This window comes from Mesorhizobium sp. LNJC391B00 (genome assembly GCF_000502535.1).
Classification (GTDB): domain Bacteria; phylum Pseudomonadota; class Alphaproteobacteria; order Rhizobiales; family Rhizobiaceae; genus Mesorhizobium.
Genome location: NZ_AYWI01000006.1, coordinates 532,329 through 556,834 on the forward strand (window position 1 = coordinate 532,329; position 24,506 = coordinate 556,834).

Sequence of the window (24,506 nt, forward strand, 5' to 3'; positions counted from 1 at the left end):
CGCTAGTCCAGGTTTACGGTAATCGAAACCCGGCGATTGGTGGAGCTACCGGTTAGACTGTTTTCAGGTACAGCCGGCTCGAAAGTGCCCGCGCCCCGAACCAGCAGCAATTCGGGAGCGACGCCCCGCTTGTTGAGAAGCGCACGAACTGTCTCGGCGCGGGCGGCGCTGATCGACGCGTTGGCCGTCTCACGGCCCGTGGTGTCCGAATGCCCGGTCAACATGAACCGCGCCGTTACGCCGGAATTGCGGGCACTCTGGGCGAATTCCTTTATTTGATCCGCCAACCTGTCGAGAACCGGCGTCTGCTCCGGTCCCGGCACAACCTTGCCGGAAGAGAAGAAAATATCGGTCGTCTGGATGGCCTGCCTCAAATGATTAAGTTCTGCAAGGTTCAGCTCACGCAGTTGCGAGACATCCAGAACCACTCCGTCCGCCGAAAGTTGTTCAGCGGCGGCCCGCGCCCGGTTGATCCAACCGGCAGGAGCCTCACCCACGGCCACGATGCGACCCTGGATGATCGAGAGCTGAACGGTTTTCGGCGGGGACAGCGCCGCCGTCAGCCGCTTCACCACAAACTTCGGATCAAGGCTCTGATAGAATTGCCACTGTGCATGAACGCGGGCAGGATCAACGTCCGTTCCGGACAGCAGGGCTTGCGGGTCGGCGGCAAGCGGGTCTCTCAAGCCGGAAATGTAGAAATGTCCGCCCCTCGCGCTTTGTTGGGCGACGATGATTCCCGATTGGGCCTCAAGTCGCGACACATAATACTGCCAGTGCTCCGCCGCGCGTGCTTCGGGGCTCACGTCACGAACCTTGGAGATGTCGAATTCGGGTCCGCCTGCCGAAAGCTGCCGGGCCGCCGCGCGCGCGCGATCGATCCAGGTGTCGGGAGCCTCACCCTCGGCAACGATGCGATCATCGACGATCGAAAGTCGTACTGTTTCCGGCGGATACAGTGACGCCGTCAGCCGCTTCAGCACGAACTCCGGCTCAAGGCTCTGATAGAACTGCCACTGCGCATGAACCCGGGCGGGATCGACCTCTGTTCCCGACAACAGCGACTGCGGATCGGCGCCAAGCGGGTCTCGCAGGCCGGCAATATAGAATTGGCCGTCGCTTATCTTTTGGTCTGCAACGATGATGCCCGGCTGGGTCTCCAGTCGCGACACATAAGCCTGCCAGCGCTGCGCCGCGCGCACTTCGGGGCTTACGTCACGAACCCCCGAGATGTCGAAGACCGGCCCGCCTGCCGAAAGCTGCTGGGCCGCCGCGCGCGCCCGGCTGATCCAGGTGTCGGGAGCCTCACCCTCGGCGACGACGCGACCATCGACGATCGAAAATCGCACTGAATCCGGCGGAGCCAGCGACGCCGTCAGCCGCTTCAGCACGAACTCCGGCTCGAGGCTCTGATAGAATTGCCATTGCGAATGAACCCCGGCCGGATCGACTCCCGTGCCTGACAACAGCGACTGCGGGTCGACGGCAAGCGGGTCCCTCAGGCCGGCAATATAGAACTGGCCATCGCGTACCTGCTGTTCGGCAACGATGATGCCCGGCTGGGCCTCCACTCGCGACACGTAAGCCTGCCAGCGCGACACGTAAGCCTGCCAGCGCTGCGCTGATTGCCAGGAAAGAAAGTACCAAACGCCTGCCAGACTCAAGAGCAACAGGGCAACGGCCGCCACCAGCCACGGAAATCCGTCGTTTGATTCCTCTTGCTTGAGCTCGACGCAGGTCTGCAACTGCGCCTCTACGGAGGCCAGCTGCGAACCGTCGCCGTCGAACTGCTCTAAAGCCTCTGAGGATTGCTCATGGATGCGAAGCAACACATCGCGAACGATTTCATGCAACTCCTCCGGCGGATTTCCCCGGATCACCGAAACCAGGGTCGCAAACGGTCCAACTTCCGACCAGAGACGAAGCTCGCCGAAACGGATTGTGTCCAGGCCGCTCTGCTCTTTCTCGTTAAATGAGTCTTTTACAAAATCCTGAATCGCACTGAGCATCGAAGAAATGAGCTGAGGATCTTCGCTCGTTGCATTGTCGGCCGTTACATGCGTTATCAAAAGGCCGGAATTCCGATGAATGAGAAACGCATGTTCCACACGGTAGACAAGGGAATGCTTCAGAACAACTGCCGAGAAGCTTGCCCCTGTTCTCCAGGCTTCAAGTCTCCACTTGAGCCCGTGCCAGGTGAATATGTGCCTTAGAGTTTCATTCAGCGACTGAAAGGTCTGGTCGATCTTTTCGCCGATCGACTTGCGAATTGCCGGCAGAAACACCGGGTACAATATGTCCGTCAGCGTGCGCGGGCTCTTCTGGATCGACCGTTGCACAGCCCGTTCGACAGCTGGCGCAAGCGCCTCGCCGAGTTGCGCGTAAGGCGCTCGTCCGGCAGCACTGGGAAGAACGTCGCCCACGGCCGCCGCAAGCTGCTCGGGTTCGTCGAGCAGATGCGTGACGCGTGAAAGCTCGGAGATTTCGCGGCTGACCAGCAACTGCCGCAGCGTTTCCATGCGCGGATCGGCGGTTGGAACCGCCTCGAACTGCGCACGGTAGTCCGGATCAACGTTCCGGGCAATTTCGATCAAAAGACGAGCCAGAGCCTCGCGATCAATCTCTGTATCGTTCGAGGCTGTTCTTTGCGGAAGGTTGAATGGGTCGACGGTGGACGTCAAGGTCCCATCAACTCACTTTCCAGCTACGGTCCGAGTTGCTCTTGCTCCCGACGGGATCCTGATTGAGACACTTTGCAACCTCGACAAACAGGCCAGCCAAAAGATTTCGGTCGGTCTTGACGTTGCTGAGGTCGGCAAACATCTTCTCGATCAGCATCTGAACGCCTTCATTCTTCTGCTTGATTTCCTCACGCAGCAAATGATCGTTTCGATTTATCCGGTCCGAAACATCGCGCTCGAGCGCGCTTAACTGATCCGACAACGTGCGCACCTGCTTTTCAAGAGCCTGGTTTTGCTCGCGAAGATTCCGGTCGATCTCCTTGTCGGCATCGGCTCGTGAATCTTTTTCGCTCCGCAATTGCCCTGCAAGCGAATCGATCTGCTTCTTTGCATTCGACTCGTACATTTCGAGATTGCGCTTGGCCTCGGATTCAACATCCTTGAAGCGCTGCAACACCCGTTCTTCAAGCTTGGAAAAGCGGCGGTCATAGTCCTGCATCTGGTTGCCGAACAGCAGGTCACGGATCTTGTCGACACCGACGGCGTCGCCGGCGGTTCCGTTTTCGCGGGCCTGAACTCCCATGAAGTTCAGCCCGTTTCCTTCTGTGTTACCTATCAGATTTACGTCCGCCTTCTTTTCTGAAGAAGCGGAATTCGAAGATTCCTTAGCCATCCATATACCCCCATTGAACACATGCCGTCAGGTAAGCATGTCAGCAATCGGGCCGCAAGCCGGATTCGTCTTGACTTATGCCTATTCATGGGGCAGCCGAGCGCGATGGCTAACGGCCCGGCAATGGCAATCAGGGGCGATGCCCTCTTGAAGGCGCGGAGCGTGCGGACGGTTCCGGGTATCCAAAAAGCGGCCTTCAGTCGAACGTCGCCAGCGGCTCGGCATTGATCTCGACCCACTCACAGCGCCGGCTTTCGTGGTAAAAAGACTGAAATGGCGGCGGGAACGACGGGTCGGCGAAGGCGCCGACGGGAATGGCGATCACACCGGGCTGCGTGTCGATGCGATAGTGGACGGCGGCGCCGCACTCCGGGCAGAAATTGTAGATGACGCGGCCGCCCTCGTCGCCGGTGCGCGTGAACTGCTTCGCCCGTCCCTCGATCGCTACATCAGCTCGCGCAAACCGGACATTGTAGCTGAAGGCGCTGCCGGTGCGGCGCTTGCAGTCGAGGCAATGGCAGACCGAGATGCGCACCGGCTCGCCCGAACAGACGGCTGAAAGCTGGCCGCAGAGACATTGCGCGCGGCGCGTGACCATTGTTTCTTCCTCCCCTTCACATCACTGCGTACCGGCGCTGGCCCTCAGTTCCGTCCGCTTCTGTTCCGAAACCATGGCTAGATCCAGCACCTTCTGCAGTTCGGCGGCATGGTGGAATGAAGGCTCGGCCTGCACGCCGCTGCGAACCGCATCGACGAAGCGCTGGTAATTGGTCGGCACCGTGCCGGCGTCGAGCACCTGCCATTTGGCGTTCTCGATATCCTCGCCGACACACGCCTTCAGTTCCGAACCCTCGAGATTGTGCACGACTTCGATGCCGCCCTTGTCGCCATAGATGCGCAGGCGCAATTCGTTGATGTGGCCGGTCGCCCAGCGGCTGGCGTGAACGACGCCAAAGGCGCCGTTGGAGAAATCCAGCGTCATGGCGAAGCTGTCATTGGCGTCGAGGTCGTATTCGCCGATACGGTTGCCTGGCGCCTTGTCGAAGGTGCGCAGCCGGCAAAACACGTGGTCGACGTCGAGTGCGGCGCCATAGCTGGCGAAATCGAGGATGTGGATGCCGACATCGCCGAGCACGCCGTTGGAGCCGTGGTCACGCGACAGCCGCCACAGCCATTTCGGGTCGGTGCGCCAGTCGCCCCAGAATTTCGACACCAGCCAGCTCTGCAGATAGGAGGACTCGACGTGGCGGACGGTGCCGATCTCGCCGGCCAGCACCATCTGTCGCGCCTTCTGCAAGGCAGCGACATTGCGATAGGTGAGGTTGACCATGTTGACGATGCCGGCTGCCTCAGCCGCGTTGGCCATCTCGCTTGCCTTGCCGAAGTCTTCGGCCAGCGGCTTTTCGCACAGCACCGGCTTGCCGGCCGCGATCAACGCCATGGTGGTCGGGTGGTGAATGCGGTCCGGCGTGACGTTGGCGACCGCATCGAACTCGCCCCACGCCAGCGCGTCTTCCAGCGATGTGAATCGCTTCGGTATCTTGAACCCGTCGGCGAATTCGCCCACGCGCTTTTCATCGACGTCGACAGCACCGACGATCTCGACGCCGTCGATGCCGCCGAAACGGCGGGCATGCTCCTGCGCCATCCAGCCGGTACCCAGTATCAAAAGCCGCATTCTCTGCACTCCGAGCGAATTGGTTCGATTCAATCATATGGCGCAGATACGGTCTAGGAAACCCATGCGGAAAACCGCTACGCCTTTATTCCTGGATTTTGCTTTAGCGGAAGCCGGCCTCGCCCGAAGCGTGCAGCTTGCCGCCGCGCTCGACGATCGGCTCCAGCGCCTTCTCGACCGGCACGTTCGGCGCCTCGAGGATCGCCGACTTGGTGCCCTGCGGATTGTGCGCCCACTTCACCGCATTGCGCAGCACCTTGTGCACATTGGCGTCGTGATAGGTCGGATAGGTCTCGTGGCCCGGGCGGAAGTAGAAGACATTGCCGGCGCCGCGGCGATAGGTCAGCCCAGAACGGAACACCTCGCCGCCCTGGAACCAGGAGATGAAGACGGTCTCCAGAGGTTCGGGCACGGCGAACTGCTCGCCATACATTTCTTCATTCTCGAGCTCGAAATATTCGCCGACGCCCTCGGCGATCGGATGGCTGGGACTGGTCACCCAAAGCCGCTCGCGCTCGCCCGCCTCGCGCCATTTCAGCGTGCAGGGCGTGCCCATCAGCCGCTTGAAGATTTTCGAGAAATGGCCGGAATGGAGAACGATCAGCCCCATCCCCTCCCAAACGCGGCGGGCGACGCGCTCGACGATCTCGTCGGCCACCGCGCCATGATCCTTGTGGCCCCACCAGACCAGCACGTCGGTCTCGGCCAGACGGTCGGCCGGCAGGCCGTGCTCCGGCTGCTCGAGCGTGGCGGTCGAGGCGGAGATCGCCTTGTCGGCATTCAGCGCCTTGGCGATGGTCGTGTGCATGCCCTCGGGATAGAGGGCTGCGACCACCTCATTGGTCCGCTCATGGATGTTCTCGCCCCAAACGACAGCGCGTATTGTCATGGATGTCCTCGTGGTGAAGCCGACCCGCAGGGGTCACTCATAGTCTGCCTGGGGGTGAAAAGGGAATAGGCAGTGGGGAATAGGCAATAGGGGCAGAAAAACAATCAACAGGCGATGGACGCTCCTGGGCCCTACTGCCTACTGCCTACTGCCTACTGCCTACTGCCTACTGCCTACTGCCTTACGCTCCCCGGCCTTCCTGAGCGACCCGCGTCAGCGGCTTGGTCAGGCGCGGCACGACGACGAGGCGCTTGATCTTGCCCTTCTTGTAGGCGGCAAGGAAGCGGGCGTAGTCCTTGAAGACGACGCAGCCATTGGATTCCGCACGGCCGCCGCGCAGCATGTAGGTGTGGGCGAGCAGGCCGTCGCGGCCGTATTTATTGCCGCCGCTGACGGGAGTGAGACGGAGCGCCTCGACGCCATGGAAGCGGGATTCGCGCAGTCGCAGATCATAGGTGTTGGGCGGCGTCGGGCCGACATTCTTCTTGTGCACGAAGCGCGGCTGGTCGACCATCGAACCCAGCCCCGAATGGGCCTCCAGCCGCGAGCCGTCCGGCATATAGACGGTCTTGGCCGAGATATCGTACACGGCGACGCCGCCGCCCATTCCGGGCGTGGCGAACAGATCCTTGAAGGCGCGACCGACACCGCCCGCCGGGACGTCCGGCTTGGCATAGGCCAGCATCTCGCCGGCCTGTGTCTTCGACCGTTTGCCAGGCTTGATCCGGCTTGATTGGATGCTCTGGCTGTCTGGCACGCCAGGCAGTGCGGCGAACTCCGAAGTACTGCGTGGCGAGCGCGGCGACGAATTGCCCGGCGACTGGGGTGCGGGGCTCTCGGGCGTCCTGTCGGTCTGTGGCTTGGCTGCCCTGGGCTTGCTGGCTTGCCGAGCCTCGGCAGGCTGAGCGGTTTCGGCGCGTGGACGCCAACCGGGCAACGCAATGTTGTCGGGCAGATCGTCCTGCGGCGGCAGCGAAGCGACCTGAACCTCGGCCTGCTCAGGATCCTGCCCTCCGGCGATTGCTTCAACGGCCGGCGGCGGGGCCAGCATGTCAGCGTCTTCCGGCAAGCTGTTGGCCAGCGCCAGCGCCAGGCGCGATGAGCGTTCGATCTCAGCCACTTCCGGCCCAAAGCGTTCCGAGGCCGGGCCATGCTGATCGGGCAGCCGGACTTCGGCGAAACGGGCAGCGACCGGAAGGCTGGCAAGCATGAAGGGCGCATTCGAGGCCTTGGCGAAGGCGGCAGCCAGCTTTTGCGGCGACAGCTCTGCCTTGGCCACCACGCCGTCGAAGCGCATGCCGCGCGAAGTGGCGAGAGCGACGCTGGTGTTTGGCGCAATGTTTGAGGCGACACTGCTCGGGGCCACAGCGTGCGTGGCCGGCTTCAGCCGCGCCATCTTGCCGTCATGCGCGAAGTTCGCGGCGGCATGCGCGCAGCCGGCGTCGCATTGGCTGAGCAGCGAGGCCTGTGATTTTTGCGCCGAAAGCCGAGGCGCCCACGAATTGGCGAGGCTGCGGCGCGAATCGGCAAGTGCTGCGTTCGGCAGAAGCAGACTGTGCGGAAGGCTGTTGGAGGCTGCGGTGAGCGAGGTACCGAGCGAATAGAGGCCGGCCATGGTTGCCACCGACCACAGCGCCAAGGCCGCGCCGACAACCGGCACCACCACCCAGCGCTGGCCGGATCTCTTCGAAGTCAAACCCCGTTCAGGAGTATCGCCCCGGTCTTTCAAACGCAAAAACGCCATACAACCACTCTCAATCGGCATGCAGGCTTGCGACCCTCGCATCCGTGACATCCACAGTTCGCTGGTGCCCCCTGCACCTTTCGCGTCTGTTGCCGATTGAATCAAAAGATGGACAAAGTTGGTTAACCAATCCCTCCATCAGCCACCGATTATGCGGCGCCTGATACGAAAAAAAGAGCACTCCATGGTCTGCGCCACGGTAGAATGCTCTCCCTCACCCCCGCCTTGCTGCCCGTTTTTGCGATCCAAGTCAAGGAAACGCTGCGTCAGCTTGCTGCAAGCCTGTGCTGATTGCCCGCTGATCGGCCTTCTCAATCAGTTGACCTTCCGGTGGCTGGAAGGTCTATCTGCTCAGAGACGGAGACCTCCGGCGACGGAAATTTACCGATGAGAACCGGCATCACGACTGAAGAATCCGACTGCAGGTCGAACCCCTGCTGCGGCTGGCTGAGCACGGATGGATGGGGCAAGGACATGGCGCCGTGAGATGGACTGTGAAAGCGGCGCCGCTGTGGCTGGTCTGTGCCCTTACGATGGGCGCCTCCGTCGGCAGCGGACCGATCGTCGCGGCCCGCCAGGCGTCGATGAAGGAGATGGCGGCGGCTGCGAAAACCATTGCCGGCATGTTCGACCGCAGGCAAGCCTATGACGCGGCAGCCTTCAAGGCGGCAGCGGACACGCTGCGCGCGCGCACCGGCCCTGCCCTGATTGCCGAATTTCCGAGCGGCTCGCTTGGACCGCCTTCGCAGGCCAGGCTGGAGATCGATCAGTCACGGGCGGAATTCGAGGCCCTGGCAAATCATATCGGAACGCTGGCCGACGCTCTGGCCGCCAAGGCCGAAAGCGCGCCGGCCGTCATCACCGATGACATGCGCATGGGCACCGGCCTGGCGATGGGCGGCGGCAGCCTGCTCGGCAAGCGCTCGATTCCAGAGGAAGCCGATCCGACCAAACTGCCGGCGGAGCATATCCTGCATCTCATCCTGCAGGATTGCTCGACCTGTCATTCGAAATTCCGGCAAAAGGTACAGTGAAGCGACATTATCCGGCGGAGCATTTCTTGCTGGCCTTCGCCACAGTCACTTTGCATACAAGTAAATTCGTTTGTGCTAATATATCGCCGGTCGTGCATATCCATGCATGACGAGCATCGGGAGGATGCAATGAAAACCATGAATCGCAGGTCTGCAATTGCCCTCGGTCTGACGACCGCCGCGGTAGCGCCTTTGTTCCCCTTGGCGGCATCGGCAAAAATCAAGAAATACGGCCCGAAAGAGGGCAAGGAGATTGCGCCCGGTGTCAGGGTGGTGGAGGTCGGCACCGGCAATGCAGACATTCCCGCCTACAAGAGCATCGCAATTATCGACGTTGTGTTTCAGCCCGGAGCACATGCTCCTCAAACCGTGATGGACAACGACATGGTGTGCACCATTACCTCAGGTGCATTCACGATCAAGAAAGCGGACAAGGAATTCAAGCTCAAGACGGGTGATATGTACACCTGCTCCAAGGGCAAGACCGATGAAGCGACGAATACAAGCAAGGAGGTCGGCGTGCATCGCATCGCCGTATTGATACCCGCATAGCAGATGGAATTCCGGCCGGACCACGCCGTCGCGAGTCCGGCCGGCCAGACGAGGCGATCTCGTTCCGTCGTCAGCGCGGCCATCTCACGCCAGCCACTCCCTGATCGCCGGGCGGGCGGGAACGGCGCGCATGTGGTCTTCGCGCTATGGCTTTGTTTGGGCATGATCTTTTGGGGAAGCTGGCTTGGTTTCAAAATCAACGGCTAGGTCGAATGGCTGATCAATCAGCGCATCCACGTGGCCAATACGGAGATCGAAACCGCACGAGTTTTGCCGGCCACCAGGCGGTGTTCGAGGCGATCGAGCGCCGCGACCCGGAAGCGGCCGGCCAAGCGTTGCGGGCGCATCTGGAAAACGCCCGGAGCAAGTTCAATTCAGGTTCGGGCAGATTGGACTAGCCGGCAGACGCGGCAGCGCTCTGGCGCAAAGCAAAAAGCCCGCCGTTCAAAGCCGGCGGGCTCCCTTCAATCATACAGCGCGATCCGGTCGCCGATAACCAGGACGACCGAATTTCGGCCTTCAGCGGCTGGTTGCGCTCAGGGGGCGGGCTTCGACGGGTTTGAAGCGACCAGCGATCCGAGTTTGCCGGCTTTGGCCAGACTCGGCTTTTCGTAAGTTTTCTTCACAGAATCCCTCCTCTAATGGCATCAATTTCCTCTGCCAGGCCTGTTTTGTCAAATCTGGCAGCAGTCCGTCACAGGTCCCGGCGGCAATTCGTGCCGTTACGCCGGCTCGCGCTTGAGCGCCTGCGCCATGCAGTGAATGCCGCCGCCGGTCTTGGAAATCTCGCTCATGTCGACGGCAGCAACCTCGAAGCCGCGTGCCTTGAGCTGGCCGATCAGCGACTGGCTCGACGTCGGCGCGATGACCCTGTCCTTGCCCAGCGACATGAAGTTGCAGCCGAGCGCCATCGTGTCCTGGAAGGGCACGTCGATGATCTCGTGGCCCTTGCCCTTCAGCCAGTCGACGATGCCGGGCTCGGTGCAGGCGAGGCACACCGCGGTGAGCTTCTCGGCGATCGGCACCACCATCAGGTCGATATGGACGTAATATTCGTCGATGAAGGCGAGGCGCGTTTCCCAGCCTTCCTTTTCGAACCAGTCCTGCACCTGGCGGGCGCCCTCTTCCTGAGTGCGGGCGCCGCCGCAGCCGATCAGCACCACGCCCTCCTCGATGACGTTGAAGTCGCCGCCTTCGAAGGTGCCAGCCGTGACCATGTCGTAGATGGGGATGCCGAGCTTTTCATAGGTGCGGATGGCGGCATAGTTCTCGCCGCGCCGCCACCAATTGGCCATGGCGGTGATGAAGGCGCCGTAGGGCGTCATGACGCTGGAGTCTCTGGAATAGACCTGCATCGGCAGTTCCGGCGTCGGCTCGTGCCAGTGGATGTTGACGCCGAAATGCTCATAGGCGGCGACGAGGTCCTTGTGCTGCGCCTGGGCGATCTGAACGTTGCAGGGCGCTTCGCGCAAATGCTTGCGCGACAGCGAGCTGGTCGAGAGGTGGCGCAGGAAGTTTGGCGAGCCGAGCAACACGTCTGTCAGCACGTCGGTCTCGTTGGCAAAGCCCCATGACGTCAGCGGCTTGGTGCCGCCGGCGGGATTGCGGCGTTGCAGCGAGAACGGCTCGGCGACGATGCGGTCATGGACGGTCATAAGGTTCTCCTCGATTATGCAGCTTGATTGGGTTGGCTGCTCGGAATCCACCAATCGCGCCCCCGCGCGGTGGTGACATATTCCGGCCAGCGGAAATTGATCGGCGGGTCATAGTCGCAAAGCGGCGCGATCCAGTTGGAGCCACCAATGCCGCCGCCGGTGCGGGTGACGAATTCGTCCATGGCCGCATCGCGCGCGGCCTTGTCCTCGAGCAGGCGGAGGGCTGCAAGCGCAACCGTCTTGGCGGCGCAAATGACCATCGGGTCGATGGCGGCCGAGATACCGCCCAGCGCGTTCATCGCCCAGGATGGATAGGCATGGCCATTCGCCGAGCGCAGCGCCGGGCGGGCGACATAGAAGCGTGCGGTCGGCGTGTGCCACGACATGTCGGTGTAGTCGTCGGAGGTCGAGTTGATCTGCGACGGAGGCAAATCGCGGCGCAGGATTGCCTCGGCCTCTTGCGGCGCAACCAGCCGCTCCATCTCGTCGATGAAAGGGTTGTCGGTCGCGGTGCCGCCGGCATTGACCTGGACCTTGCGACCGATCGCTTTCGCCGCCTCGTCCCAGCTCGGAGCGCCAACGGTGGACAGCGCCTCATAGGCAATCCCCGCCATGGCGTGATTGGCGAGGCCCGGCCTCGACTTCGACACCCAATGGCGCTCATGGCGACAACCGCTGATCGCCGCGGCCGCGGCCGCATTACGGTCGAGCACCGCGGTGACCTGCTCTGCCATGGCAATGGTCGGCACGCGGATCATGTACTGGATCTCGGCCAGCCCCGCCGGCAGATTGTCGGCGGTCGCCTGCCCGGCGGTGAGGATCGCCTCGCTGATCGACCAGCCGCCCTGGTGGGGCAGCATGGAATCGCGCAGCGCCTTGGAGGTCATGTACATCGTCATCAGTGCGTCGTTAGCGCCGGGCGCCCGCACCGCCGAATGCGCCTGCGGGATCGGCGCGCCATCGCTTGCGCGAACCCAGTTTTCGGGTTCGTCGCAGACAAAACGGTAGATCATCGCATAGGCGGCGCCGCAATGCGTGTCCCAGCGCGCCGTGTTGCAGAGCGGCAGCATATAGAAGGGGTGGAAGGAGATCATGCCGGCAAGGCCGTCATAGTAGCCCTTGGCCGCATGGATCGGCTTCGAGCCCCTGACCTTCTCGGCCGGCTCGCCGGTGAAGCGCAACGTCCCCTCGATGCCGTGGCGTTGCATTGCCGCCTTGGTGGCGAGAAGTCCGCCGAGGCCGGCAATGCCGAGCCCGGAATGCGGATCGGTGTGGCCGCCGGCCTCGCTGCCGAGGCCCGGCCGCGATCGCTTCACCGTTGCCGCGTCCTGGCAGTTGCCGGGCACGGCGTCGTATTCGCCGTACATGCCAATGGTCGGCCCCGGGCCATTCGTCCAGTGGGCGCAAAAGGCGGTCGGCATGCCGGCCGACCCTTCCTCGACCGAAAAGCCCTCATGCTTCAGCCGCGCGACATACCAGGCCGCCGACTGGTATTCGCGCCAGGCTGTTTCGCCGAAATCGAAAATGGTGCGCGTCCACGCCGACAGCGACGGCTGGATGCCATCGAGACAGGCAAGCGCGGTGGCTTGCGCCGAGGTCGTCACCGGTTTCTCCATGCGGCCCAAGAAAGCAGTGAAGCGGCATTGCAAAAAGTGATATGTTTTTCCGGTTCATGCAAATTCGGTTCACCTGAGGCCTCTTGCGAATACCTTCCACACAGGCGTTGCGCGCCCTCGACAGTTTTGCCCGTCACGGCAGCGTCTGGCGCGCAGCCGATGAACTGCATTTGACCCGCAGCGCCGTCAGCCATCAGTTGCGGCTCCTCGAACGCGACCTCGGCTTCGACCTGCTGGAGCGCATCGGCAAGGGCGTGGCGCTGACACCGCGCGGCCAGCGCTATGCCGCCGATGTGAGAAAGGCGCTGACGGTGCTCGGCGATGCGGTGACGCGCCAGGCCGGCACGGGCGTCGGCGGTTCGTTCGCCGTTTCCTGCACGCCGGGCTTCGCCTCTCTGTTCCTGTGCACGCACATCGGCGAGTTCCGGCAGATGTATCCAGACGTGGCGCTGTCGATCCTGACGCCGCGGCGGCTGGACGATGTCAGCAATCCGGACGCCGATGCCTTCATTGCCTTCGGCGTCGGCAACTGGCCGAACCGCTCGGTGGAGTTGCTGTGCGAAATCTCGTTCACGCCACTTTGCAGCCCGACACTGCTCAACAAGGTCGGCGGCTTTTCAAAACCGGCCGACGTGCTGCGCGCCAATCTCCTGCATCTCGGCGACACCGAGGACTGGGCGCGCTGGCTGGCGCTGTCCAAGGTGGAAAACCCCGACACCGAAAGCGGTATCTTCTTCTCGGACATGAACCTCGTCTTCTCCGCGGCGATCGCCGGACAAGGCATCGCAATGGGCGACGAACTGACCAGCCGCCGCGCGCTCAGCGAAGGCCGTCTGGTGCGCCCCTTCGACATCGCGATCCCCTCGCCGCGCTCGTATTTCCTGGTGTCGGAACATGCCAAGGCCAGCCACCCGGTGCTGGAAGCATTCAATGGCTGGTTGAGGTCGAAGCTGTCGGAGAACCGGATCAGCCCGTACTAGCCTCCCATCCGTGAATCAAATTTGCCGATCAGGCGAAAACTATTCGGTTGCGGTGAGCCGGCGCACTGCCCTACGCTCAAGCCACGATCAAGGAAGAGGCAGGATGCAGCAACCCGGCCGGGCCGCAGAGATCAAGGCAATCGGGATCGGCAAGAGCTTCGGCTCGTTCCGGGCGCTGGACGACCTGACGCTCAATATCGGCCGCGGCGAGTTTTTGACGCTGCTCGGCCCCTCCGGCTCGGGCAAGACCACCTTTCTGATGATCCTGGCAGGCTTCGTGCAACCGACCGCCGGCAAGCTTTTCAGCGACGGTTTCGACATCACCGATCGGCCGGCAGAGCAGCGCGCCGCCGGCATGGTGTTCCAGGGTTATGCGCTGTTTCCGCATATGTCGGTCGAGGCCAACATCGCCTTCCCGCTCAAGGTACGCAAGAAATCGGCTTCCGAGATCAAGCGCCGCGTTGCCGAGATGATCGAGCGCGTCGGCCTCAAGGGCCATGAGACGAAACTGCCGGCGCAGCTTTCCGGCGGCCAGCAGCAGCGCGTGGCGTTGGCCCGCGCTTTGGTGTTCGAACCCGGCGTGCTGCTCCTCGACGAGCCGTTCTCGGCGCTCGACAAGAGCCTGCGCGGCCAGATGCAGGCCGAGATGAAGCGGCTGCATCAGGAGACCGGCACCACCTTCGTCTTCGTCACCCACGACCAGAGCGAGGCGCTGGCGCTGTCGTCGCGCGTCGCCATCTTCAACCACGGAAAATTGCTGCAGGTCGGAGCGCCGGACGAGGTCTACGACCGGCCGGACAACCGCTTCGTCGCCGAGTTCCTTGGCGAGATCAACATGCTGCCGTTGAAGGGGGTCAAGCCCGCCGACAATGGCTCGACGGGCCTCTGCGAGGACCGCGCGGTCAACATGCTCTGCAAGGCCGAGAAAGTCCGTGGCGATGCGATCCTGGCGATCCGGCCCGAGCATATGTCGATCGCGCGCGAAGCCGCCGCCGGCGAGAATGGCATCGCCGCCACCGCCATCGGCTCGACCTATCTGGGTGCGGCGACCAAACTCGATCTGACGACGCGCCAGGGCGCCAAGGTGACCGTCTCGGTGCCGAACGAGGTCGCCGCGGCTGCACTCAGCAAAGGCAATTCCGTCTGGCTGACCTGGCCGGCGGAAAAGGGTTTCCTCCTTCCGGACGGAGGATGACGACGAGAACGGCGAAGTCTTCCAGCAAAGAATCTGGAGCGCGCCATAACCACCGGAACCAACAACGAAAAAGGGGAACTAAAATGACAGACCAAAGCAAAAAACAAGCCATGGACGCGCTATCCGCCCGGGCTGTGCGCGGCGAGATTTCGCGCCGGCAATTCACCCAGCTTGCAGCCTTCGTGCTGGCCGGCACGCCGATGCTGCTGCGCTCGACCGGCGCGTTTGCGCAGGCCAAGGAACTGGTGCTGGTCAACTGGGGTGGCGATGCCCTCACCGCTTATGACGCCGCCTATGGCCAGGCCTTCACCAAGGAGACCGGCATCGCCGTCAAGATGGACGGTTCGGGCCCGACCGAAGGCGCGATTGCCGCACAGTTCAAGAGCGGCGCGCCGACCTGGGACCTTGTCGACGTCGACCCGTTCTCGGCCATCACGCTCGGCGCGCAGGGTGCGCTCGAGCCGATCGACTACGCCGTCGTCGACAAGAAGAAGATGCGCGAGGGGTTCGGCTGGGAATACGCGGCGTCGACCTATTTCTTCTCCTATGTCATCGCCTATGATTCCGAGAAATACGGCAAGGACGCGCCGACCGGCATGGCCGACTTCTTCGACGTGAAGAAGTTTCCGGGCAAGCGCTCGCTCTACAAATGGGGCGTGTCGAGTTGGGAAGCCGCACTTCTCGCAGACGGCATCGCGCCGACCTCGCTCTACCCGCTCGACCTGAAGCGCGCGCATGACAAGATCGCCGCCTTCAAGGAAAACGTCGTGGCTTACTGGGGCGGCGGCGCCGAGAGCCAGAGCGTGCTGCTCAACGGCGAAGCCTCGATGGCGATCGTGTGGTCGACCCGCGCCTCGCTGATCGAGCAGGACTCGGGCGGCAAGATCAAGTTCATCTGGGATCAGGGCCTGATTTCGCCCGGCGCGCTGGCCGTGCTCAAGGGCAACCCCGGCGGCAAGGACGCAGCGATGAAGTTCATCGCCAGCGCCCAGGATCCGGAGAAGCAACTGGTGATGTTCGACAAGCTCGGACAGGGTCCGGCCAATCCGGCCGCCGATGCGCTGATCCCCGCCGACAAGAAGCGCATCAACCCGGTCGATCCCGAAAACATGAAGAAGCAGATCGCGCTCGACATGGACTGGTACGCCAAGAATTACGGGGCAGCACTCGACGAATACACCAAGATCATCTCGGCCTGACCAGGCCGGGCACGAGCTTCGATGAGAGGCACCCTCTCCGACAGGATGGGCGCGGCGGTGCTGATGGCGCCGCTGCTGCTGTTCCTTGTGCTGGCCTACGCCTGGCCGTTCCTCGGCGTCGTCAAGTGGAGCGTCACCTTGCCGACACCGGGGCTCGGCCAGTATGGCGCGCTCGCCACCGATGCCCTGGTGCAGTCTGTGTTCATCCGCACGCTGCGCATCGCGCTGATCGTCACCGTGGTTTCCGTGGCGGCGGCATACGCCATCACCATGGTGTGGGTGCGCGGCAGCCCGGCACAGCGCATAATCGCTGAATTCTGCATTCTCGTCCCCTTCTGGATCTCGGTGCTGACCCGCGCCTTCGGCTGGGTGGCGCTTTTGTCCAACCGCGGCCTGATCAACACCTGGCTGCAATCGATCGGCTTCATCTCCGAGCCGCTGGCGCTGGTGCGCAACGAGTTCGGCGTCATCGTCGGTATGACGCATTTTTTGATCCCATTCGCGGTGTTCCCGCTGGCCTCCGCCATGCGCAGCCTCGACGAGCGCGTGCTGCTCGCGGCGCGCGGGCTCGGCTCCAGCCGCATGCGCACCTTCTGGACCGTGTTCGTGCCGATGACGCGCTCCGGCATCATCGGTTCGGCGATGATCGTGTTCGTCTTCTCGCTCGGCTTCTTCGTCACGCCGGCGATCCTCGGCGGCGGCCGCAGCGTGATGATCGCCGAGCTGATCTACCTCAGGATATTCCAAAGCCCCGACTGGGGACTGGGTGCGGCGATCAGCGTCGTGCTGGTGCTGTTCGTCGGCGCGCTCATGGCGCTGCTGTTCCGCTATGTCAGACCGAAGCAGCTGATCTGATGCCGACCTATCGCCCCGGTCCCGTCTCGCTGATCCTCGCCGTGCTGGTGGCGCTGTTCCTGCTGCTGCCGCTGCTGGCGGTCATCCCGGTGTCGCTGACGCCAAGCCGCATGCTGGCTATGCCGACGGGCGAACTGTCGCTGCGCCACTACCGCGCGCTGATCGAGGATCCGCGCTGGCTCGACGCCATCCTGCTGTCGGTCCGCATCGGCATCGTCAGCAGCGTCATCTCGACCGTGCTGGCGCTGTGCTTCAGCCTTGGCGTCTGGATGTTCCAGCCGCGCTTCACGGCCACCCTTGTCGGCTTCGTGCTGTTGCCGATGGTGGTGCCGCCGGTGGTCTCGGCGATCACGCTCTACTTCCTGCTGACGTCGATCTCGGGCATGAGCTCGTTCTTCGGCTACGACACCTGGCTCGGCGTCGCCATGGCGCATTCGGTGATGACGGTGCCTTTCGCCACGGTGCTGATCCTGGTCTCGCTCAGCCAGCTCGACCGCCGCATCGACCTTGCCGCGCGCGGCCTTGGCGCCGGCGTGTGGGAACGCGCCACGCGCATCATCATGCCCAACATCAAGTTCGGCATCGTCACCGCCGCGCTGCTGTCCTTCGTGCTGTCCTGGGAAGAGATCGGCGTCACCCTGTTCATCACCTCGGTCAACGCCATCACGCTGCCGCGGCTGATGTGGATGGGCCTGCGCGACAACATCGACCCGGCGATCGCCGCGCTCTCGGTGATCCTGATCATCATCACTGTGCTGGTGCTGGCGGTGAGGACTGCGGTGGTGAAGATGCGCGGCGGGCACTGAGCCAAGGTGGCCAACAACAATCGGCGATAGCCAAGCCGCTGTGTGAAGGGCGTTACGGACGGTGAGCGCCGGGTACATACGCGGCGTCATGGGAAACCTGCCGCTGGTGACATTTGCCTTCGTGTCGGTGCTCGGAATGGCGGTTCCGGGACCGGACGTCGTGCTCGCCATCACCAACGGCTCCCGCTACGGTTTTCGACGCGCGTTTCTCGGCATGGCCGGCGTCGTACTGTCTGATTTCGTTCTTATCAGCATCGTCGCGCTGGGCTTCGGCGCTCTTTTGCTGGCTTCGGAATTCTATCTCTCGGCTCTCAGGATGTTCGGCGCGGGCTATCTGCTTTTCGTCGCCATTGGTACCCTGCGCACCGCATCCCGACCTTCGTTCAACGCTAACCTTCCCGAAACACGCCATTCAGCCAAGGCACTCATTGGGCGCTGCTTCTTGGTGGCGGTCACAAATCCGGCGGCCTGGCTGCTTTTCCCCGCGATCCTGCCGCATTTTGTCCGCGTGGATGAGCCGATCGCGATCCAGTATGGCATCTTGGCCATTATCGCCGCGCTTGCCGATGTGTTTGTGCTGACGTTTTACGCAGCCCTTGGCGCGCGGGCTGCAAGGCTTCTGGCTGGGCCAAACGCCGTGTGGATCGACCGGTTTTACGGTATCGCCCTGCTTGGTCTTTCGAGCACTTTGATCCTGCAGTCCCTCGGGCATCTGAGATAGTCGACACAGGACTACACAGGGCCGGATTTAGCAATCGGTCCGCCGTCAGCTTGCGAAGAATCTCGACAGCCTTGCAGCCGTGTCTTCGGGGTGCTCTTCCGGGAAGAAATGCCCACCCTTGACCGAGCCGCCTCCGACGTTATCAGCCCATTGCCGCCAGATCGCCAACGGGCCGCCCTCCTCCGCATACCAGTTCTCCAACCCGCCCTCGCCGCTCCAGAGCGCAAGCAGCGGGCATCGGATGCGACAGCCATCAGCCTGGTCCTGCGCGTCGTGCTCGCGGTCGATGCCTGCGGCGGCGCGATATTCCTCGCAGATGGCGTGGACATGGGCGGGATCACGCAGCGCCTCGATATAGGCGGCCCTGACCTCAGCGGGAAAAGCATCTGGAGCCGAGCCCCAGCCGGCGATCGCATTGTCGACAACTGCGTCGGGTGCTGCGGACAACAGGCGCTCAGGCAGCGGTTCCGGCTGGGCGAGCAGGCTCCACGGCCAGAAGGCCAGCGCCAACCTGGCATCGGCCCGATCCCAGGCGGAGGCCGTGGGGACGATGTCGAGAACGGCGACCTTCGACACGGTTTCGGGATGGTCGAGCGCCAGCCGGTAGGCGACGCGACCGCCACGGTCGTGGCCGGCAACCATGAAACGGTCGAAACCGAGAACGTCCATAACCTGCACCATGTCGCGCGCCATCGCTCGTTTGGAATAGGCGGCATGATTGGCTCCGGAAGCCGGACAGCCGCTTTGTCCGTAGCCTCTCAGATCGGCGGCAACCACGCTGAAGTGCGGCGCCAATGCCACGGCGATGTCCCGCCACATAACATGCGTTTCGGGAAAGCCATGCAGGAGCAGCAGCGGCGGCCCTGAGCCACCGGCCCTGACGAAGATCGATGTCTTCTTCATTTGAACGGTCCTGGCGTCAAAGCCCGCAAACATCAGCTGCCGCCTACCATTCCGTGGCTGGAAAGGATGCGCAACACCTGGACACCCTTCGGCAATTCGATCAGGAACTCCTTGTCGCGGTCGAGATGGTGGATGCTTTGCGGATCGCCGCCGGTAAAGGCGGCCATTGCTTCGACGCTCTCCCAATAGGAGATGGTGATGAATTCCGAATGCGTCGGCGTGTCCTCGCGAAAAGTCTGCACGCCAAGCGCTTTCTCGATCAGCGGCTTGATACCAGCCTCGTAATTGTAGCGCTCATAGGCGTCGGCCCTGTCGGGCGAGGTCCTGCCGCGCCAGATGCGCGCAATGGTCGGGGTTTTCGGTGCCATCTGCGACAAACGCCTGAACGCGAGCCGCGTTCCGAACATCTCGACTGGTGGCAGCCGGATCGCGGTCCGAACCTGCGAGCAGAGGCCGGCCAAGTTGACTAGCTGTCGCGGTCAATGCACAAGGAGCCATGGTCTGAGGGCGGGACGGTGACGCATCGGTCTGCAAAACCGACGTAGTGGGTTCAATTCCCACTCAGGCCTCCACACTATCTCTTTGAAGTTGTTGGCGATCCCGACAGGATTCGAACCTGTGACCATCGGCTTAGAAGGCCGGTGCTCTATCCAGCTGAGCTACGGGACCGCTGGCCGGCATTTGATATCTTGGCCGGCTGATGTCTATGTGCCAGGCGCTGACCGCCGGTCAATGCGTCCAGGGTATCCTGCGGTCATAGCGGAAATTTTCCGCATAGGAAATCTGCCGGCGCTTGGTCTCTTTCGGCTCCTCGACACGGAAGGCCAGCCCCTGCTTTTCGGCATAGGCCACCGCTTCTTCCCTGGTGTCGAAGGTCAGCCTGATCTGGCTCAGCATGTCGCCCGATGTGGTGTAGCCCATCAGCGGGTCGATCTTCTTGCGCTGGGCGGGATCGAATTCCAGCACCCAATGGCCGGTTTTGGCCTTGCCGGACTGCATCGCGGTTTTGGCTGGGCTGAAAATACGCGCGGACATGGGCACCTCGTAGCTGCGTTGGCGGTAGCGCCGCCTTATTTCAGTCAATACTGTGCAACACTGCCGACGGCAAGGCCGAAGCGGCCTGCAACCAGGCCGCTTCGGCAGCGGCATCGACTGGATACACTGGCGTAGCATCAAAAGTCATGGTCATGATGGCGACACAAAGAGGCATGGACGCAGGGATTTTGCACGCCGAGGCCGACAGCCAAGCGATTTTCGACGGCGCGATCGTGATCGGCGCCGGGGCAGCCGGCTTGACCGCAGCCCATGCGCTGCTCAAGACCGGCGTGCCTGTGATGGTGTTGGAAAAGGAAGCCCGGCTGGCCGAGCCATGGCACGGGCGGCACGAGCGACTGCATCTCAACACGCATCGCGACCTTTCGGCGCTGCCGGGCGTTTCCTTTCCTGCCGGCACCCCTGCCTTTCCGCACCGAAACACCATCATCGGCCATTTGAACGAATTCCACGCCATGCACCGGCTGCCGGTCGAGTTCGGCATCGCGGTCGAGGAGATTGGCTTCGAGGGCGACCACTGGCTTGTGCGGACCAGTGCCGGGCCGCGGCAGGCGCGCCATGTCGTCATCGCCACCGGGCGCGACCGGCAGTCCTTCATTCCGGCCTGGAAAGGCATGAAGGCCTTTGCCGGACGCATCATCCATTCGGCCGCATTCGGCGACGCCAAGGCCTATGCGGGCAAGAAAGTGCTGGTCGTCGGCGCCGGCAATTCCGGCTTCGACGTGCTCAATCACCTGGCGGCAGCCGGCACGGGACAGATCTGGCTGTCGGCGCGCAACGGTCCGGCACTGCTGCCCAAGCGCCTCGGCCAGATCGCCGTCCACCGGTTTTCGCCGATCCTGGCGCGGCTGCCGTTCAAGCTCGCCGATGCGGTGATGGCGGCGACGCAGCGATGGGCCTTCGGCGACCTCACGGCCTACGGCCTGCCGCCGACGCCTTCGGGCGGCGCAAGCCGGCTGGCGTCGGATTATACCGCCATCGCCACCGATGACGGCGCCGTCGATGCCATCAAGGACGGCAGGATCATCGTGCTGCCAACCGTGCGGGAATTTACCGGCGACACGGTCGTTTTCGAGGATGGTGCGACGATCCAGCCCGATATCGTCATCGCCGCGACCGGCTACCGCACCGGGCTCGAGGCCATGCTGGGCAAGCTCGGCGTGCTCGACGAAAAGGGCGTGCCGCTGTTCAACGGCGCCGACAGCGACCCGAAACTGCCGGGCCTGTGGTTCACCGGCATGCGGCCAAGCGTCCGTGGCTGCTTCGCCAATGCCCGCATCCAGGCCAAGGCGATCGCAGCCAGGATTGCGCGGGAGCGCAGACCGCCAAGCCCCGTTTGATGTTTTAGGGGTTGCGCGACAGGGTTCGGAACCTTATACGCCGCAGGGCCTCGGAGTGTAGCGCAGCCTGGTAGCGCATCTGGTTTGGGACCAGAGGGTCGGGAGTTCGAATCTCTCCACTCCGACCATTTTTTCCCACAAAGCCCGTCCTTGCCCAAGGTCACCCCCCAAGATCGCCAATGGCTGCCTCGCCGGTAGCGCATGGCGGCACGCATTGCCCAAGCAGCAGCCGCTCGCCGATCGGACCCTACATTGGAACACCGGTTCGCTCCGAGAGTTGTGTATGTTCAACCAAGGAGCCAACAATGAAAACCCTTCTCATCGCCTCGATGATCGCGTTCGCCGGAACGGCGGCTTTGATCGCACCGGCGCAAGCCGCCAGTCTGACTATCCAGTCCGATGACGACGATCAATATTCGTCCGACGGTGGCGATATACAGATTCTTCGCCATCACCAGCGCCACAAAGACTATAGCGACGACTATGGCGACGACTACAGCGACAACCAGGATGGCCAATGGCGGCGCCACCATCGCCATCACCGCTGCCATATCGAACTGGTCAGGCACTGGCGCCATCACCACAGGGTCGTCGAAGAGGTCAGGGTCTGCGGCTGATCCGATCGCTTTGGACCTGCTCCGGCCGGGTTGGCGGCCGGAGCACCAATCTGACCTAAAGCGCGTCGCTTTGAACGGACTCACGCGACGCGCTTAAGGTGCTTGTTTGATGCATTTCGTTCTCTCAAAAACCGGGGCCACTTTTTTTGCGACATGCATTAGGCGCCGGTATCATCGACAGCATCCCTTCTGCGGGTTTGGCTGAAAATCCGACGCAGGGATAATCCTCCCGCTTCCACCTCTATCGCCGGTCTAAAAGCGCGTCGCGCTGAAACGGATTCAGGCGACGCGCTTTGATTTTTGTTTTGATGCATGTCGTTCTCTCAAACCGGGACCACTTTTGAGCGACATGCATTAAACTCCGGGCAAAGGGGAGATTCTGGATGCTTGGTCTCGAGGCATGGCTTTCGCTGATTGGCCCTGCCTACTTCGCTTACATCGGCATCACGGTTCCGTTCGTCGTCGTCTGGGCCATTATCTGTGCAGCCCTGTGGATCTGGAACAACCGGCCGAGCAAGAGGCAAGGCCCTCCCCGCTCGTGGCCCGCCAGCGTGCTGTTCTTTCTCGTCGTCGCCGCGTGCTACGTGGCAGCGCATACGGTGGTCTATCTGCTGGTCCGGTATTTTGCGGCGTTGTGGGCATAAACGTAGCTCTATAGAGCGCTCTCGATATCGGTCTTCGAAAAATCGTCGCCAACATAGAGCAAGCGGCAGGCTCGATCCTTTGCCACTTCATAGGCAAAGCAATCGCCGAAATTGAGCCCGGCCGGATGAATACCCTTGCCCCATCGCCCATACGCCTCGGCTATGCGCCGGCCAGAGGCTGGTGTCACCGCCGGGACCTCGAAGCCGAGCCCGTCGATCAGGCCGGCCATTTCCTCACCGACATTGCGCCTATCCGCCACGATCAGCGCCTCGGCCACTGTGCCAGCCGAGATCAGAATATCGTCTTCGGCTTCCAGCGCCGCAATGCAGGCACTGGATTGAGGTTCGGCAAGAACGATCGCCATCAGGGCCGAGGTATCGACCACGATCATTCGGGCAGGCCATCAGCGCCATAGAGGAAATCCTGACTGCGCGCTGCATCCGGCCCGGCCTTCGCCTTGGCAGCGCCGGATGCTCGCATTGCCTCCAGCAATGCCCGGCGGCCTTTCCTGTCAGGGGCAGCCTTCACGGGAACAAGGCGCACGGCTGCATGACCATGGCGGGTCAGGATAATTTCATCCCCAGCCTCGGCACGACGCACCAGTTCGGTGAGCTGCCCCTTGGCGTCTGTAACGGATACCTGCATTGACCACTCCTTTATGGACCATGCTCTGGTCCATATTCAAAAAGTAGACCATCTAATGGTCCATTTCAATGCAGGACGATGAGATCTTGCGGCTTGGTGAAGTCTGAATGACAGCTGGCGCGCAATCGTAGGCCTTGCGGCGATTCTATCTGAAGGTAAGCTCGCCGGGCGAGAACCCCAATCATCACTCCCGGCGAGCCTACAACCCGATCAGGAACGCGATCAGGACCGGGGTCAGCCGGCAAACGCAGTGTTGCAAGATGGATGCCAGAGGTTTCTTCTCGAAATGGGACAGGAGCGGAGTCTTCTCCTTCCACTGCCTACACGTCGAACTCGCCCTGCCCTTCGTCCATTGCGCTGACGGTTTCGGCGGCGAGCGCCCTGGTGATCGGCGTCTTGCGCTCGAGCGCGGTGCGGTCGAGGCGCTCGACCACGCGCATGGCGGTGGCCAGCGAGCGCTCGATGCGGCGCACCAGATATTGCACGACATGCGGCTCGACCTCGACCTGGCGGTCGGCGAAGAGTTTGGTGATGACACCGGCCAGAAGCAAATCGTCCGGCTCATGGATCTCGACGGTTGCCGCCGCCTTCAGCCGCGAGGCAAGATCGGGCAACCTCACCCTCCAGGCGGCGGGGAAGCGCCGCGCCGTCAACAGCAAGGTGGCCCCGGCGCCGCGCACTTCATTGATGAGATGGAACAGGCCCGCCTCGTCGATGGCTGTCTTGTCGACATCGTCGATCAGCGCGGGCCTGCCGCCAAGCCCGGTGATGGCATTGCCGATGCGCTGGGCATCGACCGCCGCAGCGTTGGCCCGCGCCTGCCAGATCGAGCCCAGATGTGTCTTGCCGGAACCGGCCGGGCCAGCGAGCACGATCACCGGCGACGGCCAGTCCGGCCAGCGATCGACAAGGGCTGCCGCCTCGCGGTTGGTGGCCGACACCACCAGTTCGTCGCGCGAGTAGCCGGTGCCGTGGCCAAGGTCGAGCGGCAGTTGGCGCGGCGGTTCGGTCTTATGATCCGTCAC

General features: G+C 62.6%; 26 protein-coding genes and 3 tRNA genes. 14 read left to right on the plus strand and 15 right to left on the minus strand.

Going from position 1 to position 24,506, the window contains the following annotated elements; translation table 11 throughout:
- Positions 1-2: 2 nt before the first annotated feature.
- From X750_RS147225 to X750_RS147200, 6 genes are all read right to left on the minus strand, one after another.
- Positions 3-2,681, minus strand: a complete 2,679-nt coding sequence (locus X750_RS147225) for an OmpA family protein (protein ID WP_023747874.1) — start codon at positions 2,679-2,681, stop codon at positions 3-5.
- A 7-nt stretch (positions 2,682-2,688) separates the two neighbouring features.
- The gene (locus tag X750_RS147220) at positions 2,689-3,354 is read right to left on the minus strand and encodes a hypothetical protein (protein WP_023670314.1); all 666 of its coding nucleotides are present in this window, start codon (positions 3,352-3,354) and stop codon (positions 2,689-2,691) included.
- A 196-nt stretch (positions 3,355-3,550) separates the two neighbouring features.
- Positions 3,551-3,952 (minus strand): GFA family protein, encoded by a 402-nt coding sequence (locus tag X750_RS147215; RefSeq protein WP_023747875.1) that lies wholly within the window; start codon positions 3,950-3,952, stop codon positions 3,551-3,553.
- A 21-nt stretch (positions 3,953-3,973) separates the two neighbouring features.
- Entirely contained in the window at positions 3,974-5,032 is a 1,059-nt protein-coding gene (locus tag X750_RS147210) for a Gfo/Idh/MocA family oxidoreductase (protein ID WP_023747876.1), read from the minus strand.
- Between the two features lie 103 nt (positions 5,033-5,135).
- Positions 5,136-5,921: a ThuA domain-containing protein gene (locus X750_RS147205; protein ID WP_023701869.1), complete on the minus strand. Its 786-nt coding sequence runs from the start codon at positions 5,919-5,921 to the stop codon at positions 5,136-5,138.
- Positions 5,922-6,102: 181 nt separating this feature from the next.
- Positions 6,103-7,617 (minus strand): DUF2778 domain-containing protein, encoded by a 1,515-nt coding sequence (locus tag X750_RS147200; RefSeq protein WP_023747877.1) that lies wholly within the window; start codon positions 7,615-7,617, stop codon positions 6,103-6,105.
- A gap of 530 nt (positions 7,618-8,147) precedes the next feature.
- Between X750_RS147200 and X750_RS13040 the strand changes: the two genes are divergently transcribed.
- The 3 genes from X750_RS13040 (at position 8,148) to X750_RS0133110 (ending at position 9,649) form a co-directional block, all read left to right on the plus strand.
- Positions 8,148-8,699 (plus strand): cytochrome c, encoded by a 552-nt coding sequence (locus X750_RS13040; protein ID WP_245271863.1) that lies wholly within the window; start codon positions 8,148-8,150, stop codon positions 8,697-8,699.
- Positions 8,700-8,828: 129 nt separating this feature from the next.
- Positions 8,829-9,251 (plus strand): hypothetical protein, encoded by a 423-nt coding sequence (locus tag X750_RS147195; protein ID WP_023670308.1) that lies wholly within the window; start codon positions 8,829-8,831, stop codon positions 9,249-9,251.
- Positions 9,252-9,463: 212 nt separating this feature from the next.
- Positions 9,464-9,649 (plus strand): FCD domain-containing protein, encoded by a 186-nt coding sequence (locus tag X750_RS0133110; RefSeq protein WP_031243035.1) that lies wholly within the window; start codon positions 9,464-9,466, stop codon positions 9,647-9,649.
- A gap of 324 nt (positions 9,650-9,973) precedes the next feature.
- On the opposite strand, the gene X750_RS147190 is transcribed toward X750_RS0133110, so the two are convergent.
- Together X750_RS147190 and X750_RS147185 are read right to left on the minus strand one after the other, a co-directional pair.
- Positions 9,974-10,906, minus strand: coding sequence for a dimethylarginine dimethylaminohydrolase family protein (locus tag X750_RS147190; RefSeq protein ID WP_023693913.1), 933 nt, complete (start codon positions 10,904-10,906; stop codon positions 9,974-9,976).
- A 14-nt stretch (positions 10,907-10,920) separates the two neighbouring features.
- Positions 10,921-12,522, minus strand: coding sequence for a peptidase M20 (locus X750_RS147185; protein ID WP_031243036.1), 1,602 nt, complete (start codon positions 12,520-12,522; stop codon positions 10,921-10,923).
- 83 nt (positions 12,523-12,605) lie between these two features.
- Here X750_RS147185 and X750_RS147180 point away from each other — a divergent pair, with 83 nt between their 5' ends.
- From X750_RS147180 to X750_RS147155, 6 genes are all read left to right on the plus strand, one after another.
- Entirely contained in the window at positions 12,606-13,502 is an 897-nt protein-coding gene (locus tag X750_RS147180; protein WP_023705214.1) for a LysR substrate-binding domain-containing protein, read from the plus strand.
- Positions 13,503-13,605: 103 nt separating this feature from the next.
- Positions 13,606-14,697, plus strand: a complete 1,092-nt coding sequence (locus X750_RS147175; RefSeq protein ID WP_023727814.1) for an ABC transporter ATP-binding protein — start codon at positions 13,606-13,608, stop codon at positions 14,695-14,697.
- Between the two features lie 83 nt (positions 14,698-14,780).
- Positions 14,781-15,896, plus strand: a complete 1,116-nt coding sequence (locus X750_RS147170; protein ID WP_023727815.1) for an ABC transporter substrate-binding protein — start codon at positions 14,781-14,783, stop codon at positions 15,894-15,896.
- 21 nt (positions 15,897-15,917) lie between these two features.
- Positions 15,918-16,751: an ABC transporter permease gene (locus X750_RS147165; protein WP_023670301.1), complete on the plus strand. Its 834-nt coding sequence runs from the start codon at positions 15,918-15,920 to the stop codon at positions 16,749-16,751.
- Positions 16,751-17,557, plus strand: coding sequence for an ABC transporter permease (locus tag X750_RS147160; RefSeq protein WP_023747881.1), 807 nt, complete (start codon positions 16,751-16,753; stop codon positions 17,555-17,557). Before X750_RS147165 ends, X750_RS147160 begins: the two co-directional genes overlap by 1 nt.
- An 88-nt stretch (positions 17,558-17,645) precedes the next feature.
- Positions 17,646-18,278, plus strand: a complete 633-nt coding sequence (locus tag X750_RS147155) for a LysE family translocator (RefSeq protein ID WP_023715104.1) — start codon at positions 17,646-17,648, stop codon at positions 18,276-18,278.
- A 45-nt stretch (positions 18,279-18,323) separates the two neighbouring features.
- Here X750_RS147155 and X750_RS147150 read toward each other — a convergent pair whose 3' ends face one another.
- Both X750_RS147150 and X750_RS147145 read right to left on the minus strand, forming a co-directional pair.
- Positions 18,324-19,181 (minus strand): alpha/beta hydrolase, encoded by an 858-nt coding sequence (locus tag X750_RS147150; RefSeq protein ID WP_245271864.1) that lies wholly within the window; start codon positions 19,179-19,181, stop codon positions 18,324-18,326.
- Positions 19,182-19,213: 32 nt separating this feature from the next.
- Entirely contained in the window at positions 19,214-19,549 is a 336-nt protein-coding gene (locus tag X750_RS147145; protein WP_023670297.1) for a hypothetical protein, read from the minus strand.
- A gap of 130 nt (positions 19,550-19,679) precedes the next feature.
- Here X750_RS147145 and X750_RS147140 point away from each other — a divergent pair.
- Positions 19,680-19,753 (plus strand) — tRNA-Cys (locus tag X750_RS147140).
- 20 nt (positions 19,754-19,773) lie between these two features.
- Here the strand turns inward: X750_RS147140 and X750_RS147135 are convergent.
- A tRNA-Arg gene (locus X750_RS147135) sits at positions 19,774-19,850 on the minus strand.
- A gap of 60 nt (positions 19,851-19,910) precedes the next feature.
- Positions 19,911-20,216 (minus strand): ETC complex I subunit, encoded by a 306-nt coding sequence (locus X750_RS147130; protein ID WP_023670294.1) that lies wholly within the window; start codon positions 20,214-20,216, stop codon positions 19,911-19,913.
- A 173-nt stretch (positions 20,217-20,389) separates the two neighbouring features.
- Between X750_RS147130 and X750_RS147125 the strand changes: the two genes are divergently transcribed.
- From X750_RS147125 to X750_RS147110, 4 genes are all read left to right on the plus strand, one after another.
- Positions 20,390-21,574, plus strand: a complete 1,185-nt coding sequence (locus X750_RS147125) for an NAD(P)/FAD-dependent oxidoreductase (protein WP_023705312.1) — start codon at positions 20,390-20,392, stop codon at positions 21,572-21,574.
- 51 nt (positions 21,575-21,625) lie between these two features.
- Positions 21,626-21,702 (plus strand) — tRNA-Pro (locus tag X750_RS147120).
- A gap of 177 nt (positions 21,703-21,879) precedes the next feature.
- Positions 21,880-22,191 carry a hypothetical protein gene (locus tag X750_RS147115; RefSeq protein WP_023705313.1) on the plus strand — a complete coding sequence of 104 codons (312 nt, stop codon included), beginning with the start codon at positions 21,880-21,882 and terminating at the stop codon, positions 22,189-22,191.
- Between the two features lie 383 nt (positions 22,192-22,574).
- The gene (locus tag X750_RS147110; RefSeq protein ID WP_023705314.1) at positions 22,575-22,835 is read left to right on the plus strand and encodes a hypothetical protein; all 261 of its coding nucleotides are present in this window, start codon (positions 22,575-22,577) and stop codon (positions 22,833-22,835) included.
- An 8-nt stretch (positions 22,836-22,843) separates the two neighbouring features.
- On the opposite strand, the gene X750_RS147105 is transcribed toward X750_RS147110, so the two are convergent.
- From X750_RS147105 to hdaA, 3 genes are all read right to left on the minus strand, one after another.
- The gene (locus X750_RS147105) at positions 22,844-23,227 is read right to left on the minus strand and encodes a type II toxin-antitoxin system VapC family toxin (protein WP_023705315.1); all 384 of its coding nucleotides are present in this window, start codon (positions 23,225-23,227) and stop codon (positions 22,844-22,846) included.
- Positions 23,224-23,481: a type II toxin-antitoxin system prevent-host-death family antitoxin gene (locus X750_RS147100; RefSeq protein ID WP_023705316.1), complete on the minus strand. Its 258-nt coding sequence runs from the start codon at positions 23,479-23,481 to the stop codon at positions 23,224-23,226. Before X750_RS147100 ends, X750_RS147105 begins: the two co-directional genes overlap by 4 nt.
- Before the next feature lie 320 nt (positions 23,482-23,801).
- Entirely contained in the window at positions 23,802-24,506 is a 705-nt protein-coding gene (hdaA, locus tag X750_RS147095; protein ID WP_023747883.1) for a DnaA regulatory inactivator HdaA, read from the minus strand.

What these genes read in the sequence shown, in the direction of transcription:
- X750_RS147215 (WP_023747875.1), bottom strand. Translation starts at nt 3,952, where the DNA reads ATGGTCACGCGCCGCGCGCAATGTCTCTGCGGCCAGCTTTCAGCCGTC.
- X750_RS147155 (WP_023715104.1), top strand. Translation starts at nt 17,646, where the DNA reads ATGGGAAACCTGCCGCTGGTGACATTTGCCTTCGTGTCGGTGCTCGGA.
- X750_RS147205 (WP_023701869.1), bottom strand. Translation starts at nt 5,921, where the DNA reads ATGACAATACGCGCTGTCGTTTGGGGCGAGAACATCCATGAGCGGACC.
- X750_RS0133110 (WP_031243035.1), top strand. Translation starts at nt 9,464, where the DNA reads ATGGCTGATCAATCAGCGCATCCACGTGGCCAATACGGAGATCGAAAC.
- X750_RS147145 (WP_023670297.1), bottom strand. Translation starts at nt 19,549, where the DNA reads ATGGCACCGAAAACCCCGACCATTGCGCGCATCTGGCGCGGCAGGACC.
- X750_RS147220 (WP_023670314.1), bottom strand. Translation starts at nt 3,354, where the DNA reads ATGGCTAAGGAATCTTCGAATTCCGCTTCTTCAGAAAAGAAGGCGGAC.
- X750_RS147105 (WP_023705315.1), bottom strand. Translation starts at nt 23,227, where the DNA reads ATGATCGTGGTCGATACCTCGGCCCTGATGGCGATCGTTCTTGCCGAA.
- X750_RS147190 (WP_023693913.1), bottom strand. Translation starts at nt 10,906, where the DNA reads ATGACCGTCCATGACCGCATCGTCGCCGAGCCGTTCTCGCTGCAACGC.
- X750_RS147100 (WP_023705316.1), bottom strand. Translation starts at nt 23,481, where the DNA reads ATGCAGGTATCCGTTACAGACGCCAAGGGGCAGCTCACCGAACTGGTG.
- X750_RS147160 (WP_023747881.1), top strand. Translation starts at nt 16,751, where the DNA reads ATGCCGACCTATCGCCCCGGTCCCGTCTCGCTGATCCTCGCCGTGCTG.
- X750_RS147115 (WP_023705313.1), top strand. Translation starts at nt 21,880, where the DNA reads ATGAAAACCCTTCTCATCGCCTCGATGATCGCGTTCGCCGGAACGGCG.
- X750_RS147210 (WP_023747876.1), bottom strand. Translation starts at nt 5,032, where the DNA reads ATGCGGCTTTTGATACTGGGTACCGGCTGGATGGCGCAGGAGCATGCC.
- X750_RS147165 (WP_023670301.1), top strand. Translation starts at nt 15,918, where the DNA reads ATGAGAGGCACCCTCTCCGACAGGATGGGCGCGGCGGTGCTGATGGCG.
- X750_RS147150 (WP_245271864.1), bottom strand. Translation starts at nt 19,181, where the DNA reads ATGAAGAAGACATCGATCTTCGTCAGGGCCGGTGGCTCAGGGCCGCCG.
- X750_RS147175 (WP_023727814.1), top strand. Translation starts at nt 13,606, where the DNA reads ATGCAGCAACCCGGCCGGGCCGCAGAGATCAAGGCAATCGGGATCGGC.
- X750_RS147195 (WP_023670308.1), top strand. Translation starts at nt 8,829, where the DNA reads ATGAAAACCATGAATCGCAGGTCTGCAATTGCCCTCGGTCTGACGACC.
- X750_RS147170 (WP_023727815.1), top strand. Translation starts at nt 14,781, where the DNA reads ATGACAGACCAAAGCAAAAAACAAGCCATGGACGCGCTATCCGCCCGG.
- X750_RS147125 (WP_023705312.1), top strand. Translation starts at nt 20,390, where the DNA reads ATGGACGCAGGGATTTTGCACGCCGAGGCCGACAGCCAAGCGATTTTC.
- X750_RS147130 (WP_023670294.1), bottom strand. Translation starts at nt 20,216, where the DNA reads ATGTCCGCGCGTATTTTCAGCCCAGCCAAAACCGCGATGCAGTCCGGC.
- X750_RS147110 (WP_023705314.1), top strand. Translation starts at nt 22,575, where the DNA reads ATGCTTGGTCTCGAGGCATGGCTTTCGCTGATTGGCCCTGCCTACTTC.
- X750_RS147185 (WP_031243036.1), bottom strand. Translation starts at nt 12,522, where the DNA reads ATGGAGAAACCGGTGACGACCTCGGCGCAAGCCACCGCGCTTGCCTGT.